This is a genomic window from Paenibacillus sp. FSL W7-1088 (genome assembly GCF_037969855.1).
Lineage (GTDB): Bacteria > Bacillota > Bacilli > Paenibacillales > Paenibacillaceae > Paenibacillus.
On the sequence record NZ_CP150216.1, the window covers coordinates 6,388,943 to 6,408,499 of the forward strand.

Annotated in this window: 18 protein-coding genes and 1 rRNA gene; 1 reads left to right on the forward strand and 18 read right to left on the reverse strand. The window is 47.6% G+C overall.

The genetic code is table 11. The annotated features are described in order from the left end of the window. Nucleotides 1–79: 79 nt before the first annotated feature. The 9 genes from MKY42_RS29010 to MKY42_RS29050 all read right to left on the reverse strand — a co-directional run bounded on the left by MKY42_RS29010 (nt 80) and on the right by MKY42_RS29050 (nt 8,491). Complete coding sequence (locus MKY42_RS29010; RefSeq protein ID WP_076292158.1) at nt 80–601, reverse strand: NYN domain-containing protein; 522 nt, start codon at nt 599–601, stop codon at nt 80–82. Between the two features lie 5 nt (nt 602–606). After that, complete coding sequence (gene rlmB, locus MKY42_RS29015; RefSeq protein ID WP_090905277.1) at nt 607–1,353, reverse strand: 23S rRNA (guanosine(2251)-2'-O)-methyltransferase RlmB; 747 nt, start codon at nt 1,351–1,353, stop codon at nt 607–609. 86 nt (nt 1,354–1,439) lie between these two features. Next, complete coding sequence (locus tag MKY42_RS29020; protein WP_256222558.1) at nt 1,440–1,964, reverse strand: ribonuclease III domain-containing protein; 525 nt, start codon at nt 1,962–1,964, stop codon at nt 1,440–1,442. After that, the gene (gene cysS / locus MKY42_RS29025) at nt 1,961–3,361 is read right to left on the reverse strand and encodes a cysteine--tRNA ligase (RefSeq protein ID WP_090905275.1); all 1,401 of its coding nucleotides are present in this window, start codon (nt 3,359–3,361) and stop codon (nt 1,961–1,963) included. The genes MKY42_RS29020 and cysS overlap by 4 nt, the downstream gene beginning before the upstream one ends. Nucleotides 3,362–3,390: 29 nt before the next feature. Beyond that, nucleotides 3,391–4,056 (reverse strand): serine O-acetyltransferase, encoded by a 666-nt coding sequence (cysE, locus tag MKY42_RS29030; protein WP_090905273.1) that lies wholly within the window; start codon nt 4,054–4,056, stop codon nt 3,391–3,393. A 594-nt stretch (nt 4,057–4,650) separates the two neighbouring features. Further along, nucleotides 4,651–6,114 (reverse strand): glutamate--tRNA ligase, encoded by a 1,464-nt coding sequence (gene gltX, locus MKY42_RS29035; protein WP_339846560.1) that lies wholly within the window; start codon nt 6,112–6,114, stop codon nt 4,651–4,653. A gap of 32 nt (nt 6,115–6,146) precedes the next feature. Then, nucleotides 6,147–6,623, reverse strand: coding sequence for a 2-C-methyl-D-erythritol 2,4-cyclodiphosphate synthase (ispF, locus tag MKY42_RS29040; protein ID WP_053779226.1), 477 nt, complete (start codon nt 6,621–6,623; stop codon nt 6,147–6,149). Continuing rightward, a complete protein-coding gene (gene ispD, locus MKY42_RS29045) occupies nt 6,620–7,312 on the reverse strand; it encodes a 2-C-methyl-D-erythritol 4-phosphate cytidylyltransferase (RefSeq protein ID WP_339846563.1) in 693 nt (230 codons plus the stop codon). Before ispD ends, ispF begins: the two co-directional genes overlap by 4 nt. 93 nt (nt 7,313–7,405) lie before the next feature. Continuing rightward, complete coding sequence (locus MKY42_RS29050) at nt 7,406–8,491, reverse strand: PIN/TRAM domain-containing protein (RefSeq protein ID WP_076292152.1); 1,086 nt, start codon at nt 8,489–8,491, stop codon at nt 7,406–7,408. A 174-nt stretch (nt 8,492–8,665) separates the two neighbouring features. Between MKY42_RS29050 and MKY42_RS29055 the strand changes: the two genes are divergently transcribed. Next, nucleotides 8,666–9,061 carry a hypothetical protein gene (locus MKY42_RS29055; protein ID WP_024633611.1) on the forward strand — a complete coding sequence of 132 codons (396 nt, stop codon included), beginning with the start codon at nt 8,666–8,668 and terminating at the stop codon, nt 9,059–9,061. Between the two features lie 147 nt (nt 9,062–9,208). Here MKY42_RS29055 and pssA read toward each other — a convergent pair whose 3' ends face one another. The 9 genes from pssA to rrf form a co-directional block, all read right to left on the reverse strand. Then, the gene (pssA, locus tag MKY42_RS29060; protein ID WP_090905263.1) at nt 9,209–9,940 is read right to left on the reverse strand and encodes a CDP-diacylglycerol--serine O-phosphatidyltransferase; all 732 of its coding nucleotides are present in this window, start codon (nt 9,938–9,940) and stop codon (nt 9,209–9,211) included. A 43-nt stretch (nt 9,941–9,983) separates the two neighbouring features. Then, entirely contained in the window at nt 9,984–11,060 is a 1,077-nt protein-coding gene (gene disA, locus MKY42_RS29065; protein ID WP_076292150.1) for a DNA integrity scanning diadenylate cyclase DisA, read from the reverse strand. A 13-nt stretch (nt 11,061–11,073) separates the two neighbouring features. Beyond that, nucleotides 11,074–12,441, reverse strand: coding sequence for a DNA repair protein RadA (gene radA, locus MKY42_RS29070; protein WP_090905261.1), 1,368 nt, complete (start codon nt 12,439–12,441; stop codon nt 11,074–11,076). Between the two features lie 300 nt (nt 12,442–12,741). Beyond that, entirely contained in the window at nt 12,742–15,204 is a 2,463-nt protein-coding gene (clpC, locus tag MKY42_RS29075) for an ATP-dependent protease ATP-binding subunit ClpC (protein ID WP_110002403.1), read from the reverse strand. A 187-nt stretch (nt 15,205–15,391) separates the two neighbouring features. Further along, nucleotides 15,392–16,462: a protein arginine kinase gene (locus MKY42_RS29080; protein ID WP_053779232.1), complete on the reverse strand. Its 1,071-nt coding sequence runs from the start codon at nt 16,460–16,462 to the stop codon at nt 15,392–15,394. A 28-nt stretch (nt 16,463–16,490) separates the two neighbouring features. Next, a complete protein-coding gene (locus MKY42_RS29085; protein ID WP_339846574.1) occupies nt 16,491–17,015 on the reverse strand; it encodes a UvrB/UvrC motif-containing protein in 525 nt (174 codons plus the stop codon). 30 nt (nt 17,016–17,045) lie between these two features. Beyond that, entirely contained in the window at nt 17,046–17,507 is a 462-nt protein-coding gene (locus MKY42_RS29090; RefSeq protein ID WP_024633618.1) for a CtsR family transcriptional regulator, read from the reverse strand. 472 nt (nt 17,508–17,979) lie between these two features. Beyond that, nucleotides 17,980–19,155 (reverse strand): GNAT family N-acetyltransferase, encoded by a 1,176-nt coding sequence (locus MKY42_RS29095; protein WP_339846578.1) that lies wholly within the window; start codon nt 19,153–19,155, stop codon nt 17,980–17,982. 231 nt (nt 19,156–19,386) lie between these two features. Continuing rightward, nucleotides 19,387–19,503: ribosomal RNA gene (gene rrf / locus MKY42_RS29100) — 5S ribosomal RNA — on the reverse strand. Nucleotides 19,504–19,557: the final 54 nt, after the last annotated feature.

Below are 19,557 nucleotides of genomic sequence, written 5' to 3' on the forward strand. Positions count from 1 at the left end.
CCACGCTCTGCCTAAAAAAGAACATCAATAACATAATTGTCAAGAGTTTCAAAATTCTAATTTTTGTAAAATCGTGCTGTTATTCCCGGCGCCATCGCTCAAATTGCTTCAAAACATCCGGACTTAACTTGCCGCCGAGTGTATTTCGCGTTGCTTTAGCTTGATCTTCTTCCAGACGTTTCTGTAACTCTTTTTCGTTCTGCTCTACTTCGATCAGCAATTCCCTTGCGGATACACGCAGAGCTCCCTGTCCAAAAATGACATGCTGCTCTACCATATCGCTTGTAGCCACATAGATTTGGCGTCTTCGCGTGCTTAGTTCCCGAACGAGTCTCTCAATGCATTCGTCTGCCGTCTCTTTTTCCTTTGTAAAAAAAATCTGCACTTTGCTCTGTGTAAAGGATTTACCGAGTCCAGGCACGAGGTAGGCGTCAAAAACAACAATGACTCTCCGGCCGGAGAACGCCTGATAGTCGGCTAGTCGAGAGAGAAGCCTGTTGCGGGCCTCCTCCAATCCACTCTCCGCCAATCTGGATAGCTCCGGCCAGTCACCAATCATGTTGTACCCGTCTACAAGAAGCACATCACGGGAATCAGCCATATCTTCTAGTCCTGCGCTTGGCGCGAGCGGAGCACTTCATACATGACAACACCCGCTGCCACGGAAGCATTCAGGGAATTAATCTGACCTTGCATCGGCAGTTTGATCAACACATCGCATTTCTCGCGAATCAGTCGTCCCATTCCCTTGTTTTCGTTCCCGATAACGACGGCTACTGGACCCGTAAAGACGCCGTTCCCAAACACGCTCTCCTGAGCAGCAACATCCGTACCCACAACCCATACGCCCTCTTCCTTAAGACGATCAATGGTTTGACCCAGGTTGCTTACACGAGCCACTGGCACGTACTCCACCGCACCCGCTGATGTTTTGGATACCGTCACTGTAACTGCAGCTGAGCGCCGCTTAGGTACAATAACGCCATGTGCACCTGTGCAGTCAGCCGTCCGCAAAATCGATCCAAGATTATGTGGATCTTCAATCTCATCCAGCAAAATCAAAAATGGATGTTCATTTTTTGCAGCCGCTGCAGCAAGAATGTCTTCAACCTCCACATAAGCGTAAGGAGCCGCTTGTGCTACTACACCCTGGTGTTGAACGCCCGGCACTGTTTGATCCAGTTTACGCTTGTCCACGTGTTGAATGACAATCCCTAGTTTTTTTGCTTCCGCGATAATGGGCTGCGTCAAATGTTTTTGCGCTGTATCTGCAATCCATATTTTATTAATGGTCCGGCCTGAACGCAGCGCCTCCGTTACGGAGTGTTTACCGGCAATCCATTCTTCTTCCATCTTTGTTCGATCCTCTCTATAACGCCCTGTGTTACACTGCACCCTATTCGGCACATCTTACAGAAGCGGCTTTGTTGTAATTTATATTATTTTGTCGGTGATTGCGAATGTTGCTCCGCATGCTCGATGCCCCGGCGAATTAGTTCAATCATGCGGTCATGTCGACCACTGCTATACAGGTAACCGAACAGACACTCCAGAGCTGTGGCATGTCTATATTCCAAAACATCTGCGTTTTTGGGAATACTGCCAGACTTGGCATTACGACCTTGTCTGACAATGTCACGTTCCTCCTCGGTCAGCTCAGCCTCAATACCTGTGAGGATACGGCTCTGCGCCTTCGCCGATACCAAACCCGTTGCACTACGGTGCAGATGGTTGGGACGCATATTGGCTTTGGACAACAGATACTGCCGTACGGCTACCTCATATACCGCATCACCAATATAGGCGAGAGCGATGGGAGGAATCAACCTTGCAGGCCGAGAGGGAGGATAAGGAAACCATCCTCCCTGCTCAACGCTCAGAGATTGTTCATCTGTCTGTTGTTCCTCCCGTTGCTCGGCATGTTCGACGGATTCAGACAACTTTTCCAGTTGTTCATCACTCATTTGCGCCGCCATCTCATTCCTTGAGCCGTATCCTCAAGCAAGATGCCCTGCGCAGACAGTTCATCCCGAATTTCATCAGCCCGCGCCCAGTTTTTGGACTTGCGCGCTTCGTTACGTTCTTCAATTAGACGTTCGATTTCTTCGTCCAAAAGCTCCGGTTCAGCCTCCGTATAGATGCGAAGCACCGCATTCAGCTCATTGAACAATTCCAGCAGAGCGCGAATGTCCGCAGCGTTTACCACATCTTGCTGCAACAGTTGGTTAGCTTCCCCAGCCCATTCAAACAGTGCCGTAATCGCATCTGGCGTATTGAAGTCGTCCTGCATTTTCTCATGATATTGCTGACGAATCTGCTCCAGTCTCGCTGCGAACTCTGCTGACACAGCCTGATCCACACTCACAGCTTGCAAGCGATGATTAAGGTTGCCTACGGCATTGGCGATCCGGTCTACACTATTCTGTGCCTGTTCCATCGTATCTTCCGTAAAGTTCAATGGATTACGATAGTGAGTAGACAACATAAAATAACGAATGGCTTCGCGTTTATATTGATTGCGGAGGTCTTTAACAAGCACGCCGTTACCGAGTGATTTCGACATTTTTTCGTTATCAATACGGATAAATCCGTTATGCATCCAGTAGTTTGCCAGAGGTTTTCCAGTCAGTACCTCGGATTGAGCGCATTCGCATTCATGGTGCGGGAACTGCAAATCCTGTCCTCCACCGTGAATATCCAGCGTGTCGCCCAGGTACTCCCGTGCCATCGCTGAACACTCAATATGCCAGCCCGGACGACCATCGCCCCATGGACTGGACCAGAAGATCTCACCCGGTTTTGCAGCTTTCCAGAGTACGAAATCTTCCGGATGCTCTTTGCGCTCATCTACACCAATACGAATTCCGAACTGTAATTCCTGAAGGTTTTGCTTCGACAGTTTGCCGTACTCCGCGAACTTGCCTGTGCGATAATATACGTCACCGCCATTTTCATAGGCGAAGTCCTTTTCAACCAACTCACGGATAAAATCAATAATGAGCGGCATGTTTTCCGTCACTCTTGGGTTACTGCTTGCCTTCGGAATACCCAACCCTTCGAGATCCTCGTAATACGCTGCAATAAACTTCTCTGCAACATGAGGAACATCCGTGCCAAGCTGCTCGGCCTTGCGAATGAGTTTGTCATCGACATCTGTGAAGTTCACGACGTAGTTCACTTCAAGACCGGTCTGTTCCAGGTATCCGCGAACCGTGTCGAAAAAGATAACTGGACGTGCATTCCCGATATGAATGTAATCATATACCGTCGGCCCGCACACATACATTTTCACTTTCCCCGGCTCTTGAGGAACAAAATTCTCTTTGGTACGACTCATCGTATTGTAAATTTGAAGCGTCATAGTCACTTTCCTTTCATCCGTTTCCATCATTATTCTATTGTACCACGGGAAAACTCACTTTCACGCGTACTCTGCAGAGTACGCACTTCTTCACGCAATCGTTCGATTTCTTGCTGCATATTGCGCAGGGAATCGATGACCGGATCGGGAAGCTGCTGATTCAGACGGTCCACCCGGCGGCCATCCTGCTTCACGATTCTGCCCGGTATGCCTACAACGGTGCTGTTTGGAGGAACTTCCTTCAGCACAACCGAGTTTGCACCAATATTACATTGATCCCCCACGCTGAAGGAGCCTAGCACCTTCGCTCCGGATGAGATAACCACATTATTGCCAATTGTCGGATGTCTCTTCCCTTTTTCTTTACCCGTTCCGCCAAGTGTGACCCCCTGATAGATGACAACATCGTCGCCAATTTCACATGTTTCCCCAATCACAACGCCCATGCCATGGTCAATAAACAACCGATTGCCGATCGTAGCTCCGGGGTGGATTTCGATGCCTGTCATAAAACGGCTGACTTGTGAAATGAACCGGGCAAAAGAAAACCATTTCCGCTTGTATAAAAAGTGTGCCACCCGGTGCGCCCATATCGCATGCAGCCCCGAGTAGGTAAATACAACTTCAAACCATCCCCGGGCCGCCGGATCGTTTTCAAACACCGCCTGGATATCTGATCTGATCTTCTTGAACATGCTCGTTCCCCTCTTGTTCAGGTCTTCGTCCTCCGGCTTACCGGACGGCGCGGCCCTCATGGTAGTGTACTTCCGACTCGACCTAAACAGAAAACGCCCCTGCAGCTATGTAAGCTGCAGAGGCGTTTATCGCGGTCCCACTCTGCTCGGTTCATGCCTTAACATACAAGAACTAGGCTGCCTGTTATAGCCGCCTCATGTCCTTGCACAAGAATGAACCCTCAACAGTTCCGTAACGGGAACCAACCGTCACAACCTATCCTGACGTTTTCCTCTCTCCTACAAAACAAGAGGCGGGGCCGGATTCGGCTATGCAGCTCACGGGTGCATTTCGACTGGCGGACAGCGGATGGCTCACAGCCACCTCAGCAAAGAATCTCATTCTTTACTGCGGGACCATCCTCTCTGAATCTGTCCGGTTCAGCCTACTTCTCCCGGTCTTTGCTGTTTTTATGATGAATGATAAAATCATACCATTTAACCTTTGTGTTGCTATTATAGCGAAAAGGTTATGGACTGACAACAATCTTCCTTCATAACGGTATAAACGAAGTTCCATCCTTAAGTCCAAAGTAGACTATACAAGGGCGTTACTTACGCGCCTTTTACCTGAGCATGCAGTCGATCGATCACTTTATCGCGGCCAAGCAGTACAATCGTTTGGTTCAGATCGCGGCCATGAGTCTGTCCTGTCAGAGCTACACGGATCGGCATAAACAGCTGTTTACCCTTAAATCCGGTCTCTTTCTGAACTTCTTTGATCAGCGCAGCCATCTTGCTCGGTGTAAATTCATCGCTAGCCTGTACTTTATCAGCAAATGCCTTCAGAACGGTTGGTACCTGCTCCTCAGCGAGTACAGCAGCTCCTTCACTTTCCAGCTCCAGATGGGAACGGAAGAACACTTCCGACAATTCCACGATATCAGAGGCAGAATTCATTTGCTCCTGGTAGAGATGAACAAGCGTATATGCCCATTCTTTCTGTTCAGGTGACAGTTCAGCGGCAATACGTCCCGTTTTTTGCAGATGTGGAATCGCCATTTCGGCAATGCGATCCGGGTCCGCATTTTTAATGTAGTGGTTGTTCAAGTGAGCCAGCTTGTGGGTATCAAATACCGCCGGGCTCTTGGACAGTCGCTTCGTATCAAAAATGGAGATTAACTGCTCCTGCGAGAAGATCTCTTCTTCTCCTTCAGGGGACCAGCCAAGCAGGGAGATGAAGTTAAACATCGCTTCTGGCAGATAGCCGAGCTGATCATATTGTTCAATAAACTGAATAACGGACTCGTCACGTTTACTCAGCTTTTTGTGGTTTTCATTCACGATCAACGTCATATGACCGAATACCGGCGGCTCCCAGCCAAGCGCTTCATAAATCATTAGTTGACGCGGTGTGTTAGAGATGTGATCTTCACCACGCAAGACGTGAGAGATCTTCATCAGGTAATCATCCACAGCAACTGCATAGTTGTACGTGGGAATGCCGTCTTTTTTCACAATAACGAAGTCGCCGGATTCCTTGCTGTTGAATGAGATTGTTCCTTTGACCATGTCATCAAACGTATAAATGCGTTCTTCCGGTACACGGAAACGAATACTCGCCACACGGCCTTCCGCTTCAAATGCACTCTGCTGCTCCGGTGTCAGATCACGGTGTTTACCCGAATAACGCGGAGTTTCTCCACGTGCTGTCTGTTCCTCACGTTCTTGCTCCAACTCTTCTTCCGTGCAATAACAACGATAAGCCAGACCTTTGTCCAGCAGTTCCTGCGTATATTTGCGATATATATCCAGACGTTCTGTCTGACGGTATGGTCCGTACTCGCCGCCGACATCAATACTTTCGTCCCACTCGATTCCAAGCCATTTCAGGTATTTCAGCTGACTTTCCTCACCACCGGCAATGTTGCGTTTCACGTCCGTATCCTCAATACGAATAATGAATTTGCCGTTATTATGTTTGGCATACAAATAGTTAAACAGCGCCGTACGGGCATTCCCGATATGCAGGTGTCCCGTTGGACTCGGCGCGTAGCGCACGCGAATTTCGTTGCTCATACTATCCCTCCGTCTCTAATTGGTTGATGATATCACACGCGAACAAGGCAAACAACCGATTGGGCAGCTATACCCTCTCCCCGTCCGGGGAATCCGAGTTGTTCTGTTGTTGTCGCTTTGACATTCACCTGAGTTACATCCGCTTCAAGTGCCTTGGCAATAACCTCGGCCATCTGCGGAACGTAAGGTGCCATCTTCGGTTTCTGTGCAATAATGGTCGAATCGATGTTCCCCAGACGGTATCCACGATCCTTCACCAACTGCCACACATGCTCCAGCAGCTTCAGGCTATCCGCATCCTTGAACTCCGGATCTGTATCCGGGAAGTGTTTGCCAATATCCCCAAGTGCAAGCGCACCAAGAATGGCATCACTGATGGCATGCAGCAGCACGTCTGCGTCCGAGTGACCCAGCAGTCCTTTTTCATAAGGGATCGTGACCCCGCCAATAATGCATGGGCGCCCCTCCACCAGTTGATGTACATCAAATCCCTGTCCTACACGTATCATCGCTTCTTCTCTCCCTTGAGCAAAAACGCGGCGTATTCCAAATCTTCCGGCGTCGTTAATTTGATGTTCGTATAACTGCCTTCCACAACCTTGACCGACATTCCCTGGCGTTCAGCCAGCATTGCGTCATCCGTTCCTAGAAATCCGTCCCGGTCCGCCGATTCGTACGCAATCAGCAGGGAAGAAAGACGAAAAGCCTGCGGGGTTTGAATGCTCCACAGACTGCTGCGGTCTGGCGTCGCCGTAACGACTCCCTCCGCATTCACTTGTTTGATTGTATCCTTCACTGGAACAGCCAATACAGCTGCTCCACCCGACATGGCGGCCTTCATACATCCCATAATCTGCTCACGGTTTATAAAAGGACGTACCCCGTCGTGAACGAGGACCCAATCCGTCCCTAGTGCCTTAAGGCCTTCGTGGACTGAATGCTGTCTCTCTTTCCCTCCGGGGATGACACGGACACGTGATTCCAGTCGGTATTCTTTTACCCAATCCTGGCAGCGTTCAACATCGGCAGCTCCCGTGACCAGCACCATTTCGCTGACCTCGTCCATAGCCGCAAACACTTCAAGCGTATGTATGAAAACGGGCTTGTCCTGCAGCAGCAGAAACTGCTTACTCTCGGTTGTTCCCATCCGGGTCCCCCGACCTGCCGCCACAATGACAACACCCCACCCTTTATCCATGCCGCAATCCCTGCCTTGTCTGTCAGTTTACCGTTCGGAGATATAATACAGTTATATTATAAACTCTAACGATACACTACCCATCATACCGCTTTATTGGGCTTTTTCCAACAGTTTCGGCTTGGCAAAAATCATTCGTCCTGCTGACGTCTGCAGCACACTGGTCACCAGCACTTCCATCATCATGCCGATATACTCGCGTCCGCCTTCCACAACAATCATCGTGCCATCATCCAGATAGGCTACACCTTGACCGTGTTCCTTACCATCTTTGATAATCTGCACCATAATCTCCTCACCTGGTAATACCACGGGCTTAACCGCATTGGCGAGATCATTGATATTTAGCACGGATACACCTTGCAATTCACAGACCTTGTTCAAGTTGAAGTCGTTGGTGACAACTTTGCCCTGAAGAACCTTGGCGAGCTTGACCAGCTTGCTGTCCACTTCGGAAATTTCCTCGAAATCACCTTCGTAAATGAGAACTTTGACGTCCAATTCCTTCTGAATTTTATTCAGGATATCAAGCCCGCGCCGTCCTCTGTTCCGCTTGAGCAAGTCCGATGAATCGGCAATGTGCTGCAATTCCTCCAGAACAAATTCCGGGATTACAATCGTGCCCTCGATAAATCCGGTTTTGCATATATCTGCGATGCGACCATCGATAATTACACTGGTATCCAAAATTTTGTGCTCTTCCAGTCGTCTGTCTTCATCCACCTCGGGATGCCCCCAACGTCCTGACATCCAGAAGGCCGCCAGATCGTCTTTCTTCGCCATGGCAAGCATATAGCCTGTATAGCTACTTACGACCGTCAGCGCCACCTGAAGCACCTCTCCGGCCGTCCCGAGCCATGCCACACAAGGATATAACAGCAAGGCCACCAACAGTCCTGCAACTGTACCCGCTGCACCTGCAGCCAATTCATTCATCGGTACTTTGGCCAAAGAATCAATACTATTATGCAGTCTGGTTGCCATTAATGTCCCACCGATGTTACACACGGACATAAACAATACAGCACCTAGTAGGGTTGATACCCCAGCCCCCAACAATCCTGCTGATTGAATCCATTCTGCCATCCAAGGGACGGATTTTCCTGCCAGATGATATGCCGTGTAACCGAACCATGCACCGCACAATCCTGTAAAAGTTAAAATGCCTTTTTTCCACATAAGTCCCTGCACCTCCTTCAATATATCTTCATCTTTATATCCAGTATGATCCAATTCCCTGATTGCTAATCCCGCTTTTGAAGAACTTTTTGGAAATGTTGCAATCGTCAGTTGAAAGAAGGTAAATTATTGGCATATAATGAATTCAATTCATATCCCGAGGTGAGTAGCAAAATGAGTACGCTAAGTTTACAGGCTTTTCAGGATCAAGTTTCCGAGCTGTTGCTGCGTCATCGCAGCCTGATTGATGTACTGTCCAAAACAGGACAAGCCGGCGCCTCTGTCAACCGTGCCGTGTCAAAGGCCATTACCGAATGCGGCTGCATTGAGCTGCACGCCACCAAGCAGAAATATGCCCCAGAGAGCGATATTGCTCAATCAAAAGGCCTGCTGGAAACGCATGTGGAAGGTGAATTGTGCGAGAATTGCAAAGAGGTGATCAGCTCTGAACTGGGGCGGAACCTGTTTTATATGTCGGCTCTCTGCAATCTGCTGGACATCAACATGGAAGAGGTCGTAAATCACGAGTCACAGAAATGTTCGACGTTAGGGATGTTCAATTTGTCGTAAACAATACGTATTTCGTTGCAAATGGTTAAGTTACCTTATAGATTTGAAAAACAAAAAATAAGCACGCATGCTCCTGTTCAGGAGCGTACGTGCTTTTTTGTATTGGTTAGGAACACGGACCAACCGATTTACACCATACTGGATTGCCTAGCGATCGGATGGACGGGAAGACTTCTCTTCTTTACGCTTTTTGGCCCGGTTACGTGAGGCTGCCGTCCGCATATTATGCTTCATCCCATAAAGAGCGTATAACACAAGTGGAATAAAGATCAATTTGGACAATTGTTCTGGAAACATAACCGCCACCACTACCGCGAAGACGATAACCCAAGGTGCAATCCAGATCGCTTTGCGCGGCAGACCAACCTTTTTGAAATTGGGGTATTTCAGCGAACTTACCATCAGATACGATAACAGCAACGTGGCAATCATCATACTCACGGGACCGATATCCTTATTAAACAGGGACAGTGTAGCCAGTACCCCTCCGGCCGCTGGAATCGGTAAACCTGTAAAGTACCCGGGGATGCCGGGGCGAACGTTAAACCGGGCAAGCCGGATAGCCCCACAAATGGGAAAGCTTGCGGTTGCGATCCAGGCAAGAACCGTTGTTGCATCCTGAAACGAGACCATGAATATAATCAGAGCTGGAGCTGCACCAAATGAAACCATGTCAGACAAAGAATCCAGCTCTTTACCAAACTCACTCTGGGCATTAAGTGCACGTGCCACACGGCCATCCAGACCATCCAGCAACATCGCAATAATGACCAAAATCGCAGCCAAACTATAATTCCCATCAATTGCAAGCAGGATTGCCATCATTCCAAGAAACAGATTACCCAAGGTAAAGAGATTCGGAATGAATCTGGTTAACATCGTTGTTTCACCTCATTATTTTCAAGCCGTTATAGGCAAACCCTTACATTTGTCTGTCAATAAACATCTGCTCCTGCAAACGCTTGAGACCTTCCTTAATGGTTCGGGCGCGTACCTCTCCAATCCCGTCCACTTCGTCCAGCTCTTCAATTGTAGCCATGATGACATGAGGCAATTGTTCGAACTGATCCACCAGGTTATGGATGATGACATTCGGCAAGCGGGGGATCTTATTTAATACCCGATATCCGCGAGGTGCAACCGAATCTTCGGACGTAGCTGCTGACGAAGGGTATCCCAGCAGACGTACAATATGATGTGCATCCAGCAATTCATCGTCCGATAATCTTTTCAGACCAACGATAATCTCACGGATTTTGTCATCACTGTCATCACGGGCATAGTCCTTATACAGCAACCAGGCTTCTTCTTCCGTAGTACCGACGAGTTCCTCCATTTGCATGGAGATCAGACGTCCCTCGTTGCCGAGTTCATGAATATAACGCTTGATTTCCGTTTTGATCCGCATAACCATTTCCGTACGCTGAATGACATTAACCACCTCAGGAATCGTTACCAGTTCCTCGAACTCGGAGGCACTCAGATTCGTAAGGGACTGTGTCAATACAGCTTTGTATTTTTCCAAGGTTTGAATCGCTTGATTCGCCTTGGTCAAAATAACCCCAATTTCTTTGAGGGAATACCGTAGTGTTCCTTGATATAAGGTGATAATATTCCGGCGCTGCGATATAGATACGACTAATTTGCCTGTTTGTTTCGCGACACGCTCAGCCGTCCGGTGACGGATACCTGTCTCAGATGAAGAGATGGATGAGTCAGGAATGAGCTGTGTGTTGGCGTATAAAATACGCTTTAAATCCTCGCTAAGGATGATGGCACCATCCATCTTGGCGAGTTCATACAGATAGTTCGGGGAGAAATCACAATTAATTGAGAATCCTCCATCCACTACTTCCATCACTTCAGGGCTGTATCCTACAACCAGCAGTGCACCCGTCTTGGCGCGCAGCACGTTCTCCAGACCTTCGCGGAAAGGTGTACCTGGTGCGATCAGCCTTAACAATTCGTTCATATTATCCAGTTGGCTCGAATCTTTCATCTTGTTATGCCCCCTAATCTAAAGCAACCGCTAGTGCATCTGCCACGGTATTCACACCGATCAGTTGTATCCCGCGAGGATGTTTCCAGCCCTTTAAGCTTTTTTCTGGTAAAATGACACGCTTGAAGCCCAATTTCTGAGCTTCTTTCACACGTTGTTCAGCCCGCGAAACGGCCCGAACCTCACCCGTCAAACCGATTTCCCCAAAGATAACGTCATCTGGCTTGGTAGGCACATCTCTCAAGCTGGATGCGATACTTATAGCAACCGCCAAGTCCACTGCCGGCTCATCTAATCTCACACCACCAGCTACGTTCAGATAAGCATCCTGTGTTTGCAGGAACATGCCCATCCGTTTCTCCAGTACCGCAATAATCAAATTTAATCGATGGAGATCTACCCCAGTTGCCATACGTCGGGGAGAAGGGAAATGTGTGGTAGAAATCAATGCCTGCAATTCCACAAGCAGAGGACGTGTGCCCTCCATGCTGGCCACTACGGTAGAACCAGCCACACCCAGTGGACGTTCTGACAAAAAGAGCTCAGAAGGGTTGCCTACTTCACGAAGTCCATCTTCGCCCATTTCAAAAATACCGATCTCATTGGTCGAACCAAAACGGTTCTTGACCGCACGTAAAAGGCGATACGTATGATGCCGCTCTCCTTCAAAATAAAGAACACAGTCCACCATATGCTCCAACATACGGGGACCGGCAATAGCACCTTCTTTCGTAACATGCCCCACAAGTACGGTTGCAATGCCTCGCCCTTTGGCGATCCGCATGAACCGTGACGTACATTCCCTTACCTGAGCTACACTACCGGGAGCACTGGTGACTTCTGGCAGATATACGGTCTGAATGGAGTCGATGACTAGAAAATGCGGTTGGATCTGCTCCACCGCTTCCTCAACCCGCTCCATATTGGTCTCACATAGTACATATAACTCAGGAGACAGCGCACCCAGACGGTCAGCCCGCAATTTCGTTTGCTTAACGGATTCCTCGCCTGAGACATATAACACGCGCAAACCTGAATGAGTCAATGCATGAGATGTTTGCAACATTAACGTTGATTTTCCGATTCCGGGGTCTCCGCCCACCAGAACGAGAGATCCTGGAACAATTCCGCCGCCCAAAACCCGGTTCAGCTCTTCAATTCCAGTCTGTACACGCGGTTCCTGACCGCTATCTATATCTATGATGGGAAGTGGCTTATCTTTACTCTCAAAAAGAGGGGAATTTCTCCCTTGTGTTTTGACCACTGTTTCGGTTTCTTCCACCATTGAATTCCAAGACTGACAACCCGGACATTTGCCGTACCATTTGGGGGCTTCATAGCCGCATTCCGTACACTGAAACTTGGTTTTAACTTTGGCCACTTCAGCACTCCTAGGATTTATTTTATAACAGCATTTTGCATTTTTCGACGAATTTTGCCTAAACTCCCTGACGTGCAGGGTTAATAAAAGTTTACCATTGTTTGAGATTTTTCGTAAAGGATTATCGCAAACTTTACACATGTTCGCAGCCAGTTCAACGTTTGTTTCCTGATAAACAACAGCTTTGGGGCTATGACTGGCACTAAAACAAAAAAAAATCCTTCCCGACAAAAGCCAGGAAGGATTTTTGTTTTATACATCAGACTCAGTAGCACCAGCTATTCACTAGCTATGTGTCACTTATTTCGTTTCGATTTCCTCAGTAGAAGGAACAACAACTTCTTTTTTCGTTACCGACAATGCTCCATTCTCTTCATCGATGAGTAACGAATCACCTTTGATCACATTACCCGTGAGCAACTCTTCAGACAATTTGTCTTCAATATGCTTCTGGATCGCCCGACGAAGCGGACGAGCACCATAGGCTGGATCGAAGCCTGCTTTGGCAAGGAATGCCTTGGCATTGTCGGTGAGTTCAAAGTCGACCTCATACTCACGCAGCCGTTTGCGAAGCTCTTCGCTCATCAGTGTAACAATCTCCGCGATATGTTTCTCTTCAAGAGAGTGGAACACGATAATTTCATCAATCCGGTTAAGGAACTCAGGACGGAAGCTTTTCTTCAGCTCATCCATCACTTTACCCTTCATGTTATCGTAATCCGCACCTGCATCCACTACTGCCGTAAAGCCCAGTGTAGAATTACGTTTGATCGCTTCTGCACCCACATTGGATGTCAAAATGATCAACGTATTCCGGAAGTCTACGACGCGTCCTTTGGAGTCGGTCAGACGACCATCCTCAAGCACTTGCAGCAAGATGTTGAATACTTCCGGATGTGCTTTCTCGATCTCATCGAGCAGGACAACGGAGTAAGGTTTACGACGAACTTTCTCAGTCAGCTGTCCACCTTCTTCATATCCCACATATCCCGGAGGCGCTCCGACGAGTCTTGAAGTGGAATGCTTCTCACCATACTCGGACATATCAATCCGGATGACTGCATTTTCATCGCCGAACATGGCTTCTGCAAGTGCACGAGCCAGCTCGGTTTTACCTACCCCGGTAGGACCCAGGAAGATAAATGAACCCATCGGACGTTTCGGATCTTTCAATCCGGCCCGAGCACGACGAACTGCACGGCTGACGGACTTCACAGCCTCATCTTGACCGATGACACGTTCATGAAGAATAGATTCCAGGTTCATCAAGCGTTGTGTTTCTTCTTCTTTCAGCTTGTTCACAGGAATTCCAGTCCAGTTGGCTACCACTTGCGCGATATCCTCAGGCGTTACTTCAGAATCCGTGCGACCTTGTTTTTCTTTCCATTGGTTCTTCGTTACATCCAGCTCTTCACGAATTTTTTGTTCCGTGTCACGCAGAGCTGCTGCTTTTTCGAACTCCTGACTTTGAACCGCTGCGTCTTTTTCCTTACGGATATCTTCAAGACGGCTTTCCAGTTGTTTGAGGTTTGGTGGGATCGTGTAAGAGTTCAATCTGACTTTGGAACCCGCCTCATCAATCAGGTCAATTGCTTTGTCCGGCAGGAAGCGGTCTGTAATGTACCGGTCAGACAGTTTAACCGCCTGTACAATCGCTTCATCCGTAATTTTCACCCGGTGATGCGCTTCGTAACGATCACGCAAGCCGTGTAAAATCTGAATTGCTTCTTCTGGAGAAGGTTGATCCACAGTGATCGGTTGGAAACGACGCTCCAGGGCAGCATCCTTCTCGATATATTTGCGGTATTCATCCAGTGTTGTTGCACCGATGCACTGTAATTCTCCACGGGCCAACGCCGGTTTCAAAATGTTCGAAGCATCAATTGCACCTTCCGCTCCACCTGCACCAATCAGGGTATGCAATTCGTCAATGAACAGGACGATGTTACCCGCTTGACGAATCTCATCCATAATTTTTTTCAGACGATCTTCGAATTCACCACGATATTTTGTACCTGCAACAACCGAACCCATATCCAATGTCATGACACGTTTGTCACGCAAAGTCTCCGGAATTTCATTCGCGATGATTTTTTGTGCAAGTCCTTCAGCAATGGCTGTTTTACCTACACCTGGTTCACCGATCAGTACCGGGTTATTCTTGGTACGACGGCTCAGTACCTGAATAACACGTTCAATTTCTTTACTACGTCCAATCACGGGGTCCAGGTTGTTCTCTCTGGCATACGCCGTGAGGTCACGTGCCAGACTGTCCAGTGTTGGTGTGCTGACATTGGCAGGTGTACCGTTATGACTGGATACAGCTTCACTGCTGCCAAGCAGTTGCAATACTTGTTGACGTGCCTTGTTCAAACTAATACCCAGGTTGTTCAGCACACGTGCCGCAACCCCTTCGCCTTCTCGGATCAATCCGAGCAGGATATGCTCTGTGCCCACATAAGTATGGCCCAATTTGCGCGCTTCATCCATAGACAGTTCAATTACTTTTTTCGCACGAGGCGTATATGCAATGTTCGTAGGTTGCTCTTGACCGCGGCCAATCAGCGTTTCTACTTCATCTTGAATTTTTTCCAATCCGAGTCCCAGGCCGATCAGCGCTTTGGCTGCGATGCCTTCGCCTTCACGAATGAGGCCGAGCAAAATGTGCTCTGTACCGATGTTATTATGACCAAGACGGACAGCTTCTTCCTGCGCCAATGCGAGCACCTTTTGGGCCCGTTCCGTAAATCTTCCAAACATCATATCTCCTGCACCTCCATGGTTTTGGATAAAACGGGGGCTGTTAAAAGGATCCCACCGTATTCTTCATATCATTTTTTTTGCAGCCGTGCTGCGAATAAAATCATTCAGCATTCAGTTATAGAAAATGCTCTATTATATAGAAGCCGCAGATGCGGCGTGAAACCTTTATAAACAACGCTTGAACAACCTAAGATTGATTGGCTGCACTGATCGTATCACGAATCAACTGAGCCCGATATATGTCACGCTCATCTGTCCGCATGTCTTCCCCAAATGTTTTCTGCAAAAAGCCCGGCTGCGTCATCACATTCAACTCGTTCATCACGGTTATGGACAAGCCGTCCAACAAGCCGAGATCCACACCAAGTCGAACATCAGACAAACGCTGTGCAGCTTCCTTCGAATCGACAATTGCAGCATGGGACAGAATGCCATATGACCGCATAACCCTGTCGGTAATTCGCAGTCTGGAGTCGGTAATTAACCGTTCTCTCGCGGTACGTTCATGCCCTATCATCTGTAACACAACACTATGCAGGTTATCAATGACTTCTTGTTCCGTCTGCCCCAGTGTGATCTGGTTCGAGATTTGGAACAGGTTACCCATCGCCTCACTGCCTTCACCGTAAATTCCCCGTACAGTCAGTCCGACTTGGGAGACTGCGGTTAGAATGCGGCCGATCTGCTGTGTCATCACCAGAGCGGGCAGATGCATCATGACAGATGCTCTTACACCTGTACCTACATTTGTAGGGCAACTGGTTAAATATCCTCTGCGGTCATCAAAAGCATAATCCACATGCGCTTCAAAAGCATCATCTATGGCGGAAGCTTTCTCCCAGGCTTCTTTCACCTGGAACCCCGGATAGAGGCACTGGATACGAAGATGATCCTCTTCATTAATCATAATACTGACAGATTCATCCTCACTGAGAATAACAGCACCATTTCTGGATTCGTTCGCAAGACTGGGACTTATCAGATGTTTCTCCACCAGCACCCGTTTGTCAAGGTCATCGATATCAATCAGATCCAGAGTATGAAAATCTCCAAAGGCATGAACGTCATCGTATTGAAGTACTTCGCTCAGCTTATTCAGCACTTCTTCCGATTGCTCATTGGAAGCCAGCATCGGAAACGGATAATGCTGCAGGTTGCGTGCGATCCGGACCCGGCTGCTAATGACGATTTCGGAATCAGCCGCATCACTACGCATCCAGTCGCTGAGCGCCTTCTCTGTAAAACGAAGATTAGGCATTACGCATCCCTCCTACTCATCACAAACTTTACTCCTGAGCTATTTCTTTTTCAAGTTCCCTGATCTGATCACGAATTTGAGCAGCTTCTTCAAACTCCTCTTGCGTTATGCTCTCCTGAAGATCCCGTTTCAGATCAGCAATCTGTCTTTTGACCTTGATGCGGCCACCAGCTCGTGCAGGCACTTTCCCCACGTGGAGAGTGCTGCCATGAACCCGTTTGAATAGCGGGTCCAAACGACTGTCAAAATATTTATAACAAGAACTACAGCCAAAGCGGCCGATTTTGCTAAACTGTGAATAGGTCATGCCGCATTCTTCACAACGAAGGGATTGTGCAGGTGTTGCTCCCGCATTCCCATTCTTGCCTGAGGGTTCAAAATCAAGCAACCCGGACAATAAGTTGTGAATGGAAAATCCGTTGGATGTTCCGGGAATCATTTCCCCTTTTTCACGAGCACATGACTCACAAATATGGAATTCCGTCTTCTCTCCGTTCACGATCTTCGTGAAATGGAGTGTTGCCGGTCGTTTGTTGCATTCTTGGCACAGCACAATGATGTACCCCCTTGATCCCGATAGTTTTCATTTACCGAGCAAAGATATTAACATCGCCTTTAACATTCTGGCACGAATTTGATCCCGGTAAGGAAGTTTGACCAATATAATCTCTCTCGATACAGCTGCCCGCATCAACCCGGCTTCCCTTTTGCTCAAGAAACGTGCTTCTTCCAGTTGGTAGATCAGACCTTCGGCAGCTGTCTGCCCGATCTCATCTCCAATACTATGGTGCAAATGGTTATGCAGAGCCGAGTGAGCTGGCAATTCGATCCGCTGTATGCGAACATAACCGCCGCCGCCACGTTTACTCTCTACAAGGTAACCTTTTTCGAGTGTAAATCGGGTGCTGATGACATAATTGATCTGGGAAGGCACACATGAAAATTGGTCAGCCAGATCATTACGTTGAATTTCGACCATTCCTTCGGGACTTTCATGCAAAATACTCTTCAGATATTGTTCGATAATATCAGAGATATTACGCATCCACTCATCCTCCACTGTCTGAAACGTTAAGTCAATAAGGACCCACACGCCCCTACAGAGTACACCTTCTCAACCCATTTAACCAATCAAGGAAACAGCGAAACTGATCTTCAACGGTCTTTAACAGGAGAGCGAAGGACGCTCGAAGGTCCTTTAATATTGCCTTTATCCGCTGATGTGCACTACCTTTAAAATGGCTCCCACCACCGGATTGCAGAAAGAAAGCTACGTAAGTATTTAACCTTTAGTTGACTTTGACTTTCTTTGACTTTATATACATTATAGCATATTTTGTGGTTTTGCCAAGAGGGAGCACTATTCATTTTTTACGATTTTACACGAAATATTCGGCTGACACAAAAAAACCTCTCCAAAATAACTGGAGAAGTCCATTTGTCTCACACTAGCAACGTAATGCTATACACGTTAAATCTATGAAATTGATCCTAGAAAACTCTTTACTCTATGAGGATCAGAAAAAATCAAGTAAATACGTTTCCCGATCAGGAATTGCTTGTTCCAGAGCTTTTATTGCTTCATTTGGTCCTTCCATTCTACCTATCTGAGCCATCTCTGTGGGCCTACGATACCCCATCAGCATAGCGGTAAGCGTCTGAATGTCTACTTTAACAGTCTGATCTTTAGCAGCAGGCTCAGATGTTTTCCATATTGAAGCTGTACCGTTCATCGCCACATTTAATTGCCATACCCCTTCATTCCATGGTGCGTATGCATCCTCTACCTGGAGATTAATCTGTACTGGTGAGTCTGGGCTCGCAAAAGGATACTGGGAAATAAATTGTTCGACACTCACAATACGTGCCATGAAGAAAGGTACAATTTCCTGCTGAATCCGCGGATTATCTAATTGAAAAGCAAGCATATCACTGGCTGGTGCCTGTAAAGTGACTTCCTCAATCATGGAATCATGGTTGGCTATAAAGGTCCACAAACCTTGTCTTGCCTCTTCATTCAGATAAATGATCTCTTTAATGGTAAACTTTCTTTCCTTAACCTCATATAAAACATAGCCTTGTGCTTTACCAGCTTCATCATAATATACAGCCTTCTGGCTGGCTCCATTAGTGAGAACTGAATTCTCCCATCTCGCATCATCTCGGATTAAGGTTCCGTTATAGCGCTCAGCATACGCACTGTATACTTCCTTTAATACGCTGATTCCCGGATCGCCACGCCGAATTGTTCCAGGGGTTGCCTTTTTTGCAGGCAGATGAGCTGTAGGCACTTTATATCGTTTAAACTCAACATACGTCTCCCATCCATATCTCCGATAAAATGCAAAAGAGAACGGATGCAAAAACGATATACTTTGTTTGTTACGGTTCATTTCCTCCAGCGCATGCTTCAATAGCCCGGCTACCCAGCCTTTGCGTCTATATTCTGGCCATGTGGCTACTCCCGCAATACCGCCCATCTCGAACGATCTTCCGTGAATATAAGTTTGATAAGGAATAATGTGAAGTTTGGCACCCAATTGTCCTTCCTCAAATACACCCCATATATCCTGTGAATCAAATTGACTCCGTCGCTTCTCCGTTTGTTCTTCACTCATTACCACTTGAAAAGCATACTCGGAGAGTGCCATAGCTGGCTCAAAATCATCTACGGTTAATTTCTGAATTTCCATGTCGTCCTGCACCCCGTTCTCTAAGTTATGATATCTTTCAAATCATGGCCTGATACGTGATGTATGTATCTATTTATGAGTGTGTCAGAGGAACGGGACAAAGTCAAACAAGAGATGCGTGGGCATCTCTCGGGAATATTTTTTTCGTGTATAATAATTGTTCCACCTGTGATCTATAGTAAAAAAACGCAAATAAAAACCACCACCGAATAACATCGGCAGTGGTTCTTCGCTTGGCGGCGTCCTACTCTCCCAGGACCCTGCGGTCCAAGTACCATCGGCGCTAGAGGGCTTAACGGTCGTGTTCGGGATGGGTACGTGTGGAACCCCTCCGCCATCGCCACCAAACGCGATTTGTCGAAGCATAGCTTCTTGAAATCCAATATGGAACTGAAAATCATA

Excerpts from the sequence above, each read along its gene's own strand:
- MKY42_RS29010 (WP_076292158.1), bottom strand. The coding sequence starts at position 601 with ATGGCTGATTCCCGTGATGTGCTTCTTGTAGACGGGTACAACATGATT.
- rlmB (WP_090905277.1), bottom strand. The coding sequence starts at position 1,353 with ATGGAAGAAGAATGGATTGCCGGTAAACACTCCGTAACGGAGGCGCTG.
- MKY42_RS29020 (WP_256222558.1), bottom strand. The coding sequence starts at position 1,964 with ATGAGTGATGAACAACTGGAAAAGTTGTCTGAATCCGTCGAACATGCC.
- cysS (WP_090905275.1), bottom strand. The coding sequence starts at position 3,361 with ATGACGCTTCAAATTTACAATACGATGAGTCGTACCAAAGAGAATTTT.
- cysE (WP_090905273.1), bottom strand. The coding sequence starts at position 4,056 with ATGTTCAAGAAGATCAGATCAGATATCCAGGCGGTGTTTGAAAACGAT.
- gltX (WP_339846560.1), bottom strand. The coding sequence starts at position 6,114 with ATGAGCAACGAAATTCGCGTGCGCTACGCGCCGAGTCCAACGGGACAC.
- ispF (WP_053779226.1), bottom strand. The coding sequence starts at position 6,623 with ATGATACGTGTAGGACAGGGATTTGATGTACATCAACTGGTGGAGGGG.
- ispD (WP_339846563.1), bottom strand. The coding sequence starts at position 7,312 with ATGGATAAAGGGTGGGGTGTTGTCATTGTGGCGGCAGGTCGGGGGACC.
- MKY42_RS29050 (WP_076292152.1), bottom strand. The coding sequence starts at position 8,491 with ATGTGGAAAAAAGGCATTTTAACTTTTACAGGATTGTGCGGTGCATGG.
- MKY42_RS29055 (WP_024633611.1), top strand. The coding sequence starts at position 8,666 with ATGAGTACGCTAAGTTTACAGGCTTTTCAGGATCAAGTTTCCGAGCTG.
- pssA (WP_090905263.1), bottom strand. The coding sequence starts at position 9,940 with ATGTTAACCAGATTCATTCCGAATCTCTTTACCTTGGGTAATCTGTTT.
- disA (WP_076292150.1), bottom strand. The coding sequence starts at position 11,060 with ATGAAAGATTCGAGCCAACTGGATAATATGAACGAATTGTTAAGGCTG.
- clpC (WP_110002403.1), bottom strand. The coding sequence starts at position 15,204 with ATGATGTTTGGAAGATTTACGGAACGGGCCCAAAAGGTGCTCGCATTG.
- MKY42_RS29080 (WP_053779232.1), bottom strand. The coding sequence starts at position 16,462 with ATGCCTAATCTTCGTTTTACAGAGAAGGCGCTCAGCGACTGGATGCGT.
- MKY42_RS29090 (WP_024633618.1), bottom strand. The coding sequence starts at position 17,507 with ATGCGTAATATCTCTGATATTATCGAACAATATCTGAAGAGTATTTTG.
- MKY42_RS29095 (WP_339846578.1), bottom strand. The coding sequence starts at position 19,155 with ATGGAAATTCAGAAATTAACCGTAGATGATTTTGAGCCAGCTATGGCA.